The 12886-nt window shown below is 64.6% G+C and carries 12 protein-coding genes; 9 read left to right on the forward strand and 3 right to left on the reverse strand.

Annotation, left to right across the window (positions count from 1 at the left end; all coding sequences use genetic code 11):
* Positions 1–15: 15 nt before the first annotated feature.
* The 7 genes from NKI64_RS12515 to NKI64_RS12545 all read left to right on the forward strand — a co-directional run bounded on the left by NKI64_RS12515 (position 16) and on the right by NKI64_RS12545 (position 7050).
* A complete protein-coding gene (locus NKI64_RS12515) occupies positions 16–756 on the forward strand; it encodes an ABC transporter ATP-binding protein (protein WP_023668149.1) in 741 nt (246 codons plus the stop codon).
* On the forward strand, positions 753–1481 hold the full coding sequence (locus NKI64_RS12520; RefSeq protein ID WP_352668196.1) for an ABC transporter ATP-binding protein: 729 nt from the start codon (positions 753–755) through the stop codon (positions 1479–1481). The genes NKI64_RS12515 and NKI64_RS12520 overlap by 4 nt, the downstream gene beginning before the upstream one ends.
* Positions 1478–2374: a branched-chain amino acid ABC transporter permease gene (locus NKI64_RS12525; RefSeq protein ID WP_352668198.1), complete on the forward strand. Its 897-nt coding sequence runs from the start codon at positions 1478–1480 to the stop codon at positions 2372–2374. The genes NKI64_RS12520 and NKI64_RS12525 overlap by 4 nt, the downstream gene beginning before the upstream one ends.
* Entirely contained in the window at positions 2371–3435 is a 1065-nt protein-coding gene (locus tag NKI64_RS12530; protein WP_023712120.1) for a branched-chain amino acid ABC transporter permease, read from the forward strand. The genes NKI64_RS12525 and NKI64_RS12530 overlap by 4 nt, the downstream gene beginning before the upstream one ends.
* 2 nt (positions 3436–3437) lie before the next feature.
* The gene (locus tag NKI64_RS12535; protein ID WP_023824832.1) at positions 3438–4223 is read left to right on the forward strand and encodes a coniferyl-alcohol dehydrogenase; all 786 of its coding nucleotides are present in this window, start codon (positions 3438–3440) and stop codon (positions 4221–4223) included.
* A 94-nt stretch (positions 4224–4317) separates the two neighbouring features.
* Positions 4318–5763, forward strand: a complete 1446-nt coding sequence (locus tag NKI64_RS12540) for an aldehyde dehydrogenase (RefSeq protein WP_352668201.1) — start codon at positions 4318–4320, stop codon at positions 5761–5763.
* 255 nt (positions 5764–6018) lie between these two features.
* Positions 6019–7050 carry a hydroxyacid dehydrogenase gene (locus NKI64_RS12545; protein ID WP_352512541.1) on the forward strand — a complete coding sequence of 344 codons (1032 nt, stop codon included), beginning with the start codon at positions 6019–6021 and terminating at the stop codon, positions 7048–7050.
* Positions 7051–7348: 298 nt separating this feature from the next.
* Here the strand turns inward: NKI64_RS12545 and msuE are convergent, their stop codons facing one another.
* Both msuE and NKI64_RS12555 read right to left on the reverse strand, forming a co-directional pair.
* On the reverse strand, positions 7349–7909 hold the full coding sequence (gene msuE / locus NKI64_RS12550; RefSeq protein WP_352668204.1) for an FMN reductase: 561 nt from the start codon (positions 7907–7909) through the stop codon (positions 7349–7351).
* A 125-nt stretch (positions 7910–8034) separates the two neighbouring features.
* The gene (locus NKI64_RS12555) at positions 8035–8691 is read right to left on the reverse strand and encodes a glutathione S-transferase family protein (protein ID WP_023752109.1); all 657 of its coding nucleotides are present in this window, start codon (positions 8689–8691) and stop codon (positions 8035–8037) included.
* 126 nt (positions 8692–8817) lie between these two features.
* Here NKI64_RS12555 and NKI64_RS12560 point away from each other — a divergent pair, with 126 nt between their 5' ends.
* Complete coding sequence (locus NKI64_RS12560; protein WP_197031340.1) at positions 8818–9726, forward strand: AraC family transcriptional regulator; 909 nt, start codon at positions 8818–8820, stop codon at positions 9724–9726.
* Positions 9727–9833: 107 nt separating this feature from the next.
* On the forward strand, positions 9834–11480 hold the full coding sequence (locus NKI64_RS12565; protein ID WP_023752111.1) for an acetolactate synthase large subunit: 1647 nt from the start codon (positions 9834–9836) through the stop codon (positions 11478–11480).
* Between the two features lie 29 nt (positions 11481–11509).
* On the opposite strand, the gene NKI64_RS12570 is transcribed toward NKI64_RS12565, so the two are convergent.
* Positions 11510–12880 (reverse strand): alpha-glucosidase/alpha-galactosidase, encoded by a 1371-nt coding sequence (locus NKI64_RS12570; RefSeq protein ID WP_352668207.1) that lies wholly within the window; start codon positions 12878–12880, stop codon positions 11510–11512.
* Between the last annotated feature and the right edge of the window lie 6 nt (positions 12881–12886).

Below are 12886 nucleotides of genomic sequence, written 5' to 3' on the forward strand. Positions count from 1 at the left end.
TACGGGGATCGCATCGTGAACGGTTCAGCAAACGCCGCGATCCTCCGCGCTGCCGGCATCCAGAAACGCTTCGGCGCGCTGGTGGTGCTCGACGATGTCGACTTCGCCATGAATGCCGATGAGGCCGTCGGCATCGTCGGCCCCAACGGCGCCGGCAAGACGACGCTGCTCAGCATCTTGTCAGGCGCCTTCCCGCCGAGCGCCGGCACGGTCGCCTTCAAGGGTGGCGATGTGACCGCGATGCCGGCTACAGCGCGCTGTCGTCTCGGCCTGGTGCGCACGCACCAGGTGCCCAAGCCGTTCAGCGGCATGACCACGTTCGAGAACGTTTTTGTTGCCGCGTCGCATGGCGCCGGTCTCGCCCGCGACGAGGCCTATGAAGAGGCGCTGGAGGCGCTGAAACTGTGCGGCATGATGGGCGTGGCCAACCGGCGCGCCGAAACGCTCGGCCTGCTCGACCGCAAGCGGCTGGAACTTGCCCGCGCGCTCGCGGCAAGGCCTACGCTGCTTCTGCTCGACGAGATCGGCGGCGGACTGACCGATGGCGAGGCGAGCGAACTTGTCGATACCATCAAGGAATTGCGCCGCCGCAAGATCGGCATCGTCTGGATCGAGCACATCGTCCACATCCTGCTGCAGGTGGCAGAGCGGCTGATCTGTATGGACGCCGGCAAGATCATCGCCGATGGCGAGCCGCAAGCGGTGATGGCCGACCCGGAAGTCGTGCGCGCCTATCTCGGCGGAGGCCCGAAATGAGCCTGCTCGCAATCGAGAATCTGGTCGTCCGCCATGGCCTGTTGCAGGCGGTGCGCGGTGTGAGCTTTACGATCGAGCGCGGCGAAACGCTGGCGCTGGTCGGCGCCAACGGCGCCGGCAAGACGACGCTGCTGCGGGCGATCGCCGGCGCCCATGAGCCGACGGCCGGCCGCGTGCTGCTGAATGGCGCCGATATCACCGGCGTTCCCTCGCACAAGCGCGTCGGCATGGGCGTCGCGCTGGTGCCGGAAGGGCGAAAACTGTTCGTGCAGATGACGGTCGAGGAGAACCTCCTGCTTGGCAAGGCCGCCGGCCGTCCCGGCGACTGGAGCGTGGAACGAGTGCTCGACACGTTCCCCAATCTGAAGCCGCGCCGCCACGCCAAGACCGGGCATCTCTCCGGTGGCGAGCAGCAGGCCACCGCCATCGGCCGCGCGTTGATGAGCAATCCGGAGCTGCTGCTGCTCGACGAGGTCTCGCTCGGCCTGTCGCCGCTGGTGGTCGATCGCGTATACGCTTCGCTGCAAGGGCTGATCAGCTCCGGCACGACGATCATCCTGGTCGAACAGGACCTCAATCGCGCGCTCTCGGTCTCGGACAAGGTCATCTGCATGCTCGAAGGACGCGTCGCGCTGGAAAGCCCGAGCAAGGGCATGTCCCGCGATGAAGTGACGAAAGCCTATTTCGGCCTGCACAGGAAAAGCGCCGGGAGTGTGCCGGCATGAGCAACCAGATCGTCCAGGGCATCCTGCTCGGCGGCTACTACGCGCTGATCGCCTGCGGCCTCTCCTTCATGTTTTCGGTGATGCGCATAATCAACCTCGCGCATGGCAGCCTGGCCGTGTTTTCCGCCTACGCGCTGTGGTGGCTCGCCTCGCAATTCCATATCTCGCCCTTCGTCGGCCTGCTCATCGTGCTGCCGCTGATGGCGGCCATCGGCTGGGCGCTGCAGCGCTTCCTGCTCGAGCGCAGCGCCCGCGGCGGCGCGCTCCTGCCGATCCTGACCACGTTCGGCCTCGCCATCGTCATCGACAATGCGCTGTTCGAGCAGTTCGGCGCCGACACACGTTCGCTGGCGCCCTATATCGGCAGCCTCTCCTACGATTCCTGGGAATGGCCGGGCAGCATCTATGTCGGCAAGCTTGCCGTGATCATGTTCGCCGCCGCCGTCATATTGCTTGGCGGACTGCAGCTGTTCCTCACCCGCACCAGGCTTGGCCGCTCGATCCGCGCCACGTCGGAAGATCCCGACACGGCCGGTCTCGTCGGCGTCGATGCGCGCCGCGCCAATGCCCTCGCCGCCGCCATCGCCATGGTCACCGTTGGGCTGGCCGGCGCCTTCCTCGCCATGCGCGCCACCTTCGATCCCTATACCGGCGCACCTCAATTGCTGTTCGCTTTCGAGGCGGCGGTGATCGGCGGCGCCGGTTCGCTATGGGGCACGCTGGTCGGCGGCATCGTGCTGGCGCTCGCCCAGACCCTCGGCGCGCAGATCCATCCGCAAGGTTTTCTGATCGGCGGCCATGTCACCTTCCTGATCGTGCTGTTCATCCGGCTCTCCACCTCCGGCCTCGGCCTGCGCGGCCTGCTGCGCCTGCCCGCGAGGAAAGCATCATGAGTGCGGTTTTAAACGCCCCCGTCATCGAGCGCGGCACCTCCGCCTCGCGCATCTCGGCGATCGCGGTCGTCGTCATCATCGCGCTGCTCGCTGTTGCGCCGCATTTCCTGTCGGCCGGCGCCGTCGACCGCATGACCGCCTTGTTCATCTATGTGATCCTGGCGGCGATGTGGAACGCGCTGGCCGGCTTCGGCGGGCTGGTTTCGGTGGGACAGCAAGTGTTCTTCGGCCTCGGCGCCTATTTCACCATCCGCCTGGCCGATGCCGGCCTCAACCCGTTCGCTTCTCTGTTTGTCTCGGCGATCATTGTCGGCGCGATCTCCTGGCCAATGTCGCTATTCATGCTGAAGCTGAAGAACGGCGAGTTCGCCATCGGCATGTGGGTGATCGCGGCGCTCACCCATCTCCTGGTCAATCTCGACCGGCTGGTGCAAGGCGAGACCGGGACGTCGCTGATCTCGCTCAACGGCTATGACGCCGGCTCCAGGCGGGCAACGATCTACTGGCTGGCGTTGGCCGCGATGACGGCGCTGCTCGCCACCCTGTTTAGCCTGCTGCGTGGCAGCACGGGTGCGGCCATCCGCGCCATCAGGGACAATGAGGAGGCCGCGGCATCGGTCGGCGTGCGCGTCACCGGAACCAAGCGGCTGCTCTTCGTGCTCGCCGCCTTCGGCATCGGCATGGCCGGCGCGCTGTGGTTGGCCACGTCGATCACCTTCCAGCCGAAAACCTACTTCAACGTCCAGTGGACCGCCTACATGATCTTCATGGTGCTGGTCGGCGGCATCGGCACCTTCGAGGGCGCCATTCTGGGTGCGCTGCTGTTCTTCCTCATCGAGACCTGGTTCGGCGGCACCGGCGTCTGGTATCTGATCGGCCTCGGCGCCACGGCGGTGCTGTTCTCGCTCTTCCTGCCGCGCGGCCTGTGGGGAACGCTGGAGGAGCGCTTTGGCCTGCGCCTGCTGCCGGTCGGCTATCGCGTCAGGCTCCCGCCAAACGCCGCAGATGGCGACGCGGCGCCCTCGCCGCAACAGGCCGCAACGCATCCAGAAAAGGCGTGACCATGCTGTTCGGCAAGACCATCCTCATCACCGGTGTCGCCTCTGGTATCGGCGCTCGCACGGCCGAACTTGCCGGCCAACTGGGCGCTGACGTGATCGGCGTCGACGTGCGTGAACCTGCCGCACCGGTCGGCTTCTTCGTCAAGGCCGACATCTCGTTCAAGGCCGGCGTCGACGATCTCCTCGGGCGCCTGCCGCAGCGCATCGATGCGCTCTGCAATGTCGCCGGCCTCCCCGGCAACACCGGTGCGGTGTCGACACTGGCCGTCAACTTCTACGGCCTGCGCGCGCTCTCGGAAGGCCTCGCACCAAGACTTCGTGAAGGCGGCGCCGTGGTCAACGTCGCCTCGATCGCCGGCTATGGCTGGCGCGCCAATCTCAACCGCGCGGCATCGATGGTCGGCATCGAAGGCTTTCCCGATGTGGCGAAGATGATCGCCGACCATCAGGTGAAGAACGAGGAAGGCTATCCCGTTTCCAAGGAGCTGCTGCTGTTGTGGACGCAGCGCGCCGCACATCAGGATCTGTTCAGGAGCCGCGGCATCCGCGTCAATGCAGTGAGCCCCGGCCCGGTCGAGACGCCGATCCTCAAACAGTTCCGCAATGTGCTGGGTGACGCCCGCGTGGACAGCGACATCGCCAGGGTCGGGCGCGCCGGAACCTCGGGCGACATCGCGCCTGTCGTGCTGTTCCTGTGCTCGGACGGCGCACGCTGGGTCAACGGCGTCAATGTGCCGGTTGACGGTGGGCTTGAAGCATCGATCAATGCCGAGGTACTCGGCTTCTAGACCATGATCCCGAAAAGTGGGAGCCGGTGTTCGGATCAGATCGTGGTCGATAATAGATAGAAAAGACGCTCCACGGCGAGCGAGGGAGAGAACAATGGACATCGGACTTCTGATCGACGGCGACAAAAGGGATGCCTCCGGCTCAGCCTCTTACGAGCGCATGGACCCGTTCACCGGCAAGCTGGCGACCCGCGCTGCCGCAGCCAGCATCGCCGACGCCAATGCCGCTGTCGAAGCCGCTGCTGCCGCTTTCAAGACGTGGTCGAAGACCGGCCCGGGCGAGCGCCGCGCTTTGCTGTCCAAGGCGGCCGATGTCATGGACTCCAAGGTCGGCGAATTCACCAAATTGATGATGGAAGAAACCGGCGCGACCGGCCCCTGGGCCGGCTTCAACGTCATGCTCGCCGCCAAAATGCTGCGCGAGGCAGCCGCCATGACGACGCAGATTTCGGGCGAGGTCATTCCCTCCGACAAGCCCGGCACGCTGGCCATGGCGATCCGCCAGCCGGCCGGCGTCTGCCTCGGCATCGCGCCGTGGAATGCGCCGGTCATCCTCGGTACCCGTGCCATCGCCATGCCGATCGCCTGCGGCAACACGGTTGTGCTGAAAGCCTCCGAAATGTGCCCCGGCACACACCGGCTGATCGGCCAGGTGCTGGTCGAGGCGGGCCTGCCCAAGGGCGTCATCAATGTCGTCACCAATGACCCCAAGGACGCAGCGGCAATCGTCGAGGCACTGGTCGCGCACCCTGCAGTCAGGCGTGTCAACTTCACCGGCTCGACCAAGGTCGGCAGAATCATTGCCGAACTCGCCGGCCGTCACTTGAAGCCGGCGCTGCTCGAACTCGGCGGCAAGGCGCCGCTGGTCGTGCTCGACGATGCCGACATCGATGCGGCGGTCAATGCGGCGACCTTCGGCGCCTACATGCATCAGGGCCAGATCTGCATGTCGACCGAGCGTCTGGTCGTTGATGAAAAGGTCGCCGACGAATTCGTCGCCAAGCTCGCCGTCCGCGCGGCGCAGTTGCCGGCCGGCGACCCGCGCGGCCATGTCGTGCTCGGTTCGCTGATCAGCAGCCAGGCCGCCGACAAGATGGAAGAACTGGTTGCCGACGCCGTCGCCAAGGGCGCCAGGCTTGTGGCCGGCGGCAAGCGCACCGGAACCGTGGTCGAGGCGACATTGCTCGACCACGTGACGCCGGCAATGCGCGCCTATTCGGAAGAATCTTTCGGCCCGGTCAAGCCGGTGATCCGCGTCAAGGGCGAGAACGAAGCGGTACGTGTCGCCAACGATACCGAATACGGCCTGTCTTCAGCCGTGTTCAGCCGCGACATCCGCCGTGCCATGGCGGTTGCCGCGCGCATCGAAGCTGGCATCTGCCACATCAATGGCCCGACCGTCGGCGACGAGGCGCAAATGCCGTTCGGCGGCGTCAAGGGTTCAGGCTACGGCCGCTTCGGCGGCAAGGCCTCGATTGCCGAGTTCACCGACCTGCGCTGGCTAACCATCGAGGATCCGGGGCAGCACTATCCGTTTTGACTGCACCTTCTCCGACAGGGGGAGAAGGGAAGGAGCCCTCAGGGCCGGTTGCCTGGCGAGCCAACGGATTCCCGCATCAAAACCCGGCAAGGCTCGAGCCGCGCGATCGGCGGCCCCTCCCGGAGTTGTAAATCGTTTAATGGTGGGTATTTTACCCCTCAAGCACATGCCGCCGGACGGCGGCAAGCGGTTTTGGGGACTACCACAAGTGCAAGCAAGAATACGCGATACGCATCGCGCCGGGGAGGAATCGTTATGCCAAACAAGGCCCTGCCGCTGGTCATCAGCGCGCCGGAACCACGCACGCTCGACCTGATCTTCACCTCACCGCAGCTGGCGCGCCTCAAAGCGCATTACCGCGTCGTCGAGACGACGGCCGAGGGGGTGGCGAACTTGCCCGCCGACGTGCTTGCCGAAGCCCGCTATATTATCGGCCAGCCGCCGATCTCGCCCGAGACCTTGGACCGGATGCAGGCGCTGCGTTGCGTCTTCAATGTCGAGACCAACCTCATCAACAACATGCCCTATGAGACGCTGTTTGCGCGCGGCATCCATGTCGTCACCACCGGCCTCGTCTTCGCCGAGCCGGTGGCCGAGCTTGGCCTCGCCATGGCGCTCAACCTCGCCCGCAACATCGTCGATGCCGACCTCGCCTTCCGCAAAGGCGAAGAGCTGTGGGGCGGCGACGGCAATTTGACGGCGCGGCTTCTGTCCGGCGCCGATGTCGGCATCATCGGCTTCGGCGATCTCGGCCGTGCGCTCAACCGACTGCTGTCGGGTTTTCGCACCCGCACCAAGGTCTTCGATCCCTGGCTGCCGCCATCGATCCTGATCGACAGTGGCGTCGAGCCGGCCTCGCTGGACGAGGTGCTGTCGACCAGCGATTTCGTCTTCGTCGTCGCTTCGGTGACCTCGGAGAACCAGGGTTTCCTCGGCGCTGAGGCCTTTGCAAGTATGCGCAAGGGCGCCGCCTTCATCCTGCTCAGCCGCGCCGGCGTCGTCGACTTCCCTGCCCTGATGGCGGCGGTGAAAAGCGGCCACATCGTCGCCGCCAGCGATGTCTTCCCTGAAGAACCGCTGGCGCAGGACCATCCGGTCCGAACGATCCCCGGCTTCCTGCGCTCCGCCCACCGCGCCGGTGCGCTTGACATCGCCTTCAAGCGCATGGGCGACATGGTGCTGGAGGACATGGACCTGATCGACCGCGGCCTGCCGCCGCTGCGCTCCAAGCGCGCCGAGCGCGAGACGGTAGCAAGGATGCGTTCGAAGCCGGCGGACAGGAACTAGTTGTCGCGATAAATCCGCCTGAGATGGATTTCGCAGTTGGGCTAAACCCCTTTGTCATCGCCGCTCAGGATGACCGGGAACCTTCGACCGGTATTGGCGTTTTTCAGCCGGATCGCTCCCATTCGATCCAGACCCTACTATCGATGCCCCGCCAGGCCTAGCCGGCGGGCTATTGATTCGAAAGCAATCGGGCTGTGGGAGGCCTGGCCTACTCCAAGGAGGCTCGTCACGATTCGCGTCGGTGGCGGGCCTTTTTATTCACTCCGAGCAAAGCCGGAGCCGGCCTGCCCGCCTCGCTCTATCCGGCAGCAACGCCGGCTGGCGAGCGATTGGCCAGCACCAGCCCGACCTCGCCGACAACCTGCTCGACGCGCTTCAGGATGGGTTCGGCCCGCAGCACGCCGTCGGAAAAGTCCTTGTCCGTGGCATAGACCCCTGTCGGCAGCGTCAGCGCCTCGAAGAAGCCGAACAACGGCCGCAACTGGTGCTCGACGATCAACGCGTGGCGATCGTTGCCGCCGGTGGCAAGCAGCACCACCGGCTTGCCGCGCAAGGAAGCGGGATCGAAGAGGTCGAAGAAGTGCTTGAACAGGCCGGTGTAGCTGCCCTTGTAGGTCGGTGACCCCACCACCAGCACATCGGCATTGACGACGCTGTCGAAGACTGCCCGGGACTGGCCGTCGAGATCGCGCGCCCATTTGGCAGCGCCGAGCGACGGGCCGAGGTCTTCGATGTCATAGGTGCTCGCCGACAGGCCATGCTGGCGCGCAATATCCCTGACAACCTGGTCGACAAAACCACGCGTCTTGGACGGCCTGGTGAAATTGCCGGAAAACCCGACGACGGTTGGATTGGGCATGTTTCTCTCACCTCTCGCGGCGGGGTTTCATACCGCATATTTACAGGCTTGCGCCTGCCGCAAGAAGCAAATGACTGACCTTGCAGCACCATAGTGAGGAATTTTTTTCCGTTTGCCCGCTCGTCTCAGGCGGCGAGAAGCGGGCCATAGGATTCCAGGTAGAAGCCGGGCGACCTGGCGCAGGTCCGCACCGCCTCCCTGGCGGCAACCGTTTCCTGCCACCGCAGCAGGCGCTCGCATTCGGTCGGCATGACGAAGCCCAGATATTTCTCAAGCACGCACAGCTGTTCGAACCAGGGATAGAAGGCGATGTCGGCGGCGCTGAATTCCGAGCCCAGCAAAAACCGTTCGTCCGCCCCTCGCAGGGCGAAGGCATGCTGTTCCACAAAGCGCAGATCGTCGGCAAGCTGGGCCTTGATCCGCTTATGAACCATAGCGTCGGAACTGTGCATCATGGTTGCCGTCCGGGCGTAAAGCTGCGTGTCGGCGAAGCTGATCCAGATGCGCGCCTCAGCGCGGGCCTGAGCATCCCTGGGGAAAATCGGCCGTTCGGGGAATGCATCATCGAGATATTCGCAGATGATCGACGACTCCCTGACATATTGCCCCTGATGGCGCAGCAGCGGCACCTTTCCCGTCGGCGTGAGTTTCAGGAACCACGCCGGCTTGTTGCGCAGATCGATTTCGATTTCCGTCGCCTGCAGGCCTTTCTCGGCAAGGGCGAGCCTGACACGGTGCGCATAGGGACAAAGCTGCGCGACAAAAAGCTCGATTGGCGGCATGAATAACTCCTGAGTTTCGTTATCGCCGACAAGCGGCCTGTCGGGCATAGCTAGGTCCAGTAAGGCCGGCGCGCTATTCGACAGCGTCTGGATTGATATATCGATCGTCTGTTTCTGGAGCGAAGCGTGGACCTCCTGGCTACCCTCATGCGCGAATTGCACTTCGCAGCCGCCGGGTACCGGCGCCTCGAACTGGCCGCGCCCTGGGCGATCTCGTTCAGCCAGGCTGGGCTTCGCGGCATTCACGTCGTCATCAAGGGGCGATGCGAGGCGGTGTTCGGTGAGGAAGATGTCGAGCCTCTCGATGCCGGCGACCTGATCATTGCACCGCGCGCCGATCCGCATGTGCTGCGGTCGCCCGGCGCGCTCAAAAGCGCGAACGTCCCCGCCGCCGAACTGGCGACCCAAACCGCAGCCGGGCGTATTCGCAGCGGCGGCGAAGGCGAAAAGACCGTCATCCTGTGCGGCGCCTTCGCCTTTCGCGACGCCGACCATCCGGCACTTGCCGGCCTGCCGCGCATCGTTCACATCCGGGGATCGAATGGCCGTCTGCCCAAATGGCTGCGTGGCTATGTCGAGGCCTTGCTGGTGGAAGCGACCGACGAAGGTCCCGGCAGCGACGTAGTCATGGCTCGCCTGTCTGGGGCCATCGTCACGCGCGCCTTGCGCTCCGGTCTGGAAAGCATGGACAATCCAGGTTGGCTGAGGGGATTGCAGGACCCCGCGATCGCCAGAGCGCTCGCGACCCTGCATGAAGCCTATGACCACGACTGGACGATCGAGACCCTGGCACGCGCGGTCGGGCTCTCCAGGGCAACCTTTGCCGCCCGCTTTCGCGATCTCGTCGGCGAAGCGCCCATGGCCTATCTCTTCGGCTGCCGCATGCGGCAGGCCAGCCGGCTGCTGCACGAGGGCAAGAGCCTGGGCCAAGTCGCCGAGGCGGTCGGCTACAGCTCGGAAGCCGCCTTCTCCACCGCCTTCAGCCGCCACGCCGGCGTCTCGCCCGGCCAATTCAGGAAACGGAAGGATCTGTAAGGCAGAGCGATATTGGCGGCGGCCGCGCCTCGCGCTAGGGCTTTGCCAGCACTATGTCTGATCATATCCCGACGCGGTTCGCCGCCGCTTTGCCCAGGAGATGCTTCGTGCCCAAAGGTTCTGACCTGCTTGTTGCCGCCCTCGAGAATGAGGGCGTCGATCGCATCTTCGGCATTCCCGGCGAAGAAAACCTGGACGTCGTCGAATCCATCCGCAAATCCTCGATCCAGCTCATCCTCACCCGTCATGAGCAGGCGGCGGCGTTCATGGCCGCCACCCATGGCAGGCTCACCGGCAAGCCAGGTGTGTGCATCACCACGCTGGGACCCGGCGCCCTGAACCTGACGACGGGTGCCGCCTATGCGCTGCTCGGCGCCATGCCGATGATCATGATCACCGGGCAGAAGGGCATCCGGTCGTCGCGCCAGGCCCGCTTCCAGATCGTCGACATCGTCGCCGCGATGAAGCCGCTGACCAAGCTGTCACGCCAGATCATCTCGGCGAAGACCATTCCCGCCGTGGTGCGCGAAGCGTTTCGGATTGCCGAAGAGGAGCGTCCGGGACCGGTGCATCTGGAACTGCCCGAAGACATCGCGGCCGAGGAGTGCGACGATGTCGCGCTGATCCCGCCGCATCCGGTCGAGCTTCCGCTGGCCAGCCCGCTTGCGCTCGACCGCGCCGCCGAGATGATCATCAAGGCGCAGCGTCCTCTGGCGATGCTGGGCGCCGCCGCATCGCGGCCGCGCTCGACGTCCGACCTCGCCCAGTTCGTGATCAGGACCGGCATTCCCTATTTCACCACGCAGATGGGCAAGGGCACGGTGCCCGGCGGCACCGAACTCTACATGGGCACCGCCGCGCTCTCCGAGCGCGACTATGTGCATGAGGCCATCGAACAGGCCGACCTCATCATCACTATCGGCCACGACACGATCGAGAAGCCGCCCTTCATTATGGGCGACAAGGGACCGAAGGTGATCCATGTCGGTTACCAGCCGGCCAATGTCGAGCAGGTCTATTTCCCGCAGACCGAAGTGGTCGGCGACATCGGCGCTTCGCTCAGGCTGCTTGCCGACCGCCTCGAGGGCAAGATCCCCAACGCGCAGGCGCTACTGCCGCTGCGCGAAGGGATTTTGAGCCGCATTGCCGCCCGCGCCACCGAAGACCGTTTCACGCCGCAGCGCTTGGTGCACGATGTGCGCGCTGTGATGCCGGCCGATGGCATCCTGGCGCTCGACAACGGCATGTACAAGATCTGGTTTGCGCGCAATTACCGCACGCGCGTCGCCAACACTTTGCTGCTCGACAACGCCCTGGCCACGATGGGCGCCGGCCTGCCCTCGGCGATGACGGCCGCGATGCTCTATCCCGGCCGCCGCGTCATGGCGATCTGCGGGGATGGCGGCTTCATGATGAACAGCCAGGAACTGGAAACCGCCGTCAGGCTGAAACTTAACCTCGTCGTGCTGATCATCGAGGACAATGCTTTCGGCATGATCCGCTGGAAGCAGGCGGTCGACCAGTTCCCCGATTTCGGCATGACCTTCGGCAATCCCGATTTCGTCAGATATGCCGAGGCCTATGGCGCCAAGGGAACCAGGGTCGGCGCCGTCTCAGAAATACAATCGACGCTTGAACAGGCTTTTGCCGGCGGTGGCGTCCATCTCGTCGTCGTTCCGATCGACTATTCGGAGAACGAGCGCGTGCTGGTCGAGGAACTGCGCCACCGGTTGCCGGCGCCACCGGAGGCCTGACGGTGGAGTAGATACCGCCGCAGCAGCGCTCAGGCGGCCCGGACCTTGGCGCTCCCACGCGCCCAGGTTGGCAGCCAGTCGCCATGTGTCGCCAGCAACTCATCGACCAGCGCCCAGATCTGGTCGAGATCGAGTTCGGCCGCCGTATGCGGGTCCATCATCGCCGCGTGGTAGATGTGCTCGCGGTTTTCGGTCATCAACGCCTGCACCGTCAGCTCCTGCACATTGATGTTGGTGCGTATCAACGCGGTGAGTTGCGGCGGCAGCTCGCCAATATAGGTCGGCTGGATGCCGGAGGCGTCCACTAGACACGGCACCTCGGCGGCGCAATTGTCCGGCAGCGAGGTGATGCAGCCATTGTTGCGGACATTGCCGTAGATCACCGAAGGCTCCCCGGTCCACACCGAGTTCATGATCGAGGACGCGTATTCCTTCGATTGCTCGACCTCGATGCGGTCGGCCGAGCGATAGGCCTCGGCCTGGCCCTTCCAGCGCTCGATCTGTTCGATGCAGCGCTTGGGATATTCGTCGAGCGGAATGCCGAACTTGTCGATCAGGTCGGGGCGGCCTTCCTTGATGAAATAGGGCGTGTATTCGGCGAAATGCTCGGAGCTTTCGGTGACGAAATAGCCGAGACGCGTCAGCATCTCGTAGCGCACCTTGTTGGGGCAGCGCGGGTTCCAGCCCGGCTTCGGCGCCCTGCCCTCGCGATAGGCGCGGACCAGGTCCGGATAGAGGTTGCGGTAAGAGCCATCCGGCTGCCGGTGCTCGAACTTCAGGTAGAAGGCCATGTGGTTGATGCCGGCCGAGCGGTAGCGTATCTCGTCGTAGGGAATGTCGAGATCGTGCGCCAGTTCCATCGCCGTGCCTTGCACCGAGTGGCAGAGGCCTACCTGCTTGATGTCAGGAAATTTCTCTGAAATCGCCCAGGTGTTGATCGCCATCGGGTTGACGTATTGCAGCATGATCGCGTCGGGGCAGACGGCCAGCATGTCCTCGCAGATCTTCCACAGATGCGGCACGGTCCGGAGGCCGCGCATGATGCCGCCGACGCCGAGCGTGTCGGCAATGGTCTGGCGCAGGCCGTATTTCTTCGGCACCTCGAAATCGGTGACGGTGCAGGGCTCGTAACCGCCGATCTGGAAGGCGACGACGACGAAGTCGGCGCCGGCGAGCGCCTTGCGTTGGTCGGAATAGGTCTCGGCCTTCGCCTTCACGCCCAGCGTCGCGATCAGCTTGTTGACGACGATGGCGCTCTCTTCCAGCCGCTGCGGATTGATGTCCATCAGCGCGATCGTCGCGCCTGACAGCGATGGGCGCTGCAGCACGTCGCCGACAATGTTCTTCATGAACACGGTCGAACCCGCGCCAATGAAGGTGATCCTGGGATGTCTTGCCACTATTAA

This window comes from Mesorhizobium sp. M0478, from assembly GCF_040321305.1.
Classification (GTDB): Bacteria; Pseudomonadota; Alphaproteobacteria; order Rhizobiales; family Rhizobiaceae; genus Mesorhizobium.

What these genes read in the sequence shown, in the direction of transcription:
- NKI64_RS12545 (WP_352512541.1), top strand. Translation starts at nt 6,019, where the DNA reads ATGCCAAACAAGGCCCTGCCGCTGGTCATCAGCGCGCCGGAACCACGC.
- NKI64_RS12555 (WP_023752109.1), bottom strand. Translation starts at nt 8,691, where the DNA reads ATGCCGCCAATCGAGCTTTTTGTCGCGCAGCTTTGTCCCTATGCGCAC.
- NKI64_RS12530 (WP_023712120.1), top strand. Translation starts at nt 2,371, where the DNA reads ATGAGTGCGGTTTTAAACGCCCCCGTCATCGAGCGCGGCACCTCCGCC.
- NKI64_RS12540 (WP_352668201.1), top strand. Translation starts at nt 4,318, where the DNA reads ATGGACATCGGACTTCTGATCGACGGCGACAAAAGGGATGCCTCCGGC.
- NKI64_RS12520 (WP_352668196.1), top strand. Translation starts at nt 753, where the DNA reads ATGAGCCTGCTCGCAATCGAGAATCTGGTCGTCCGCCATGGCCTGTTG.
- NKI64_RS12535 (WP_023824832.1), top strand. Translation starts at nt 3,438, where the DNA reads ATGCTGTTCGGCAAGACCATCCTCATCACCGGTGTCGCCTCTGGTATC.
- NKI64_RS12525 (WP_352668198.1), top strand. Translation starts at nt 1,478, where the DNA reads ATGAGCAACCAGATCGTCCAGGGCATCCTGCTCGGCGGCTACTACGCG.
- msuE (WP_352668204.1), bottom strand. Translation starts at nt 7,909, where the DNA reads ATGCCCAATCCAACCGTCGTCGGGTTTTCCGGCAATTTCACCAGGCCG.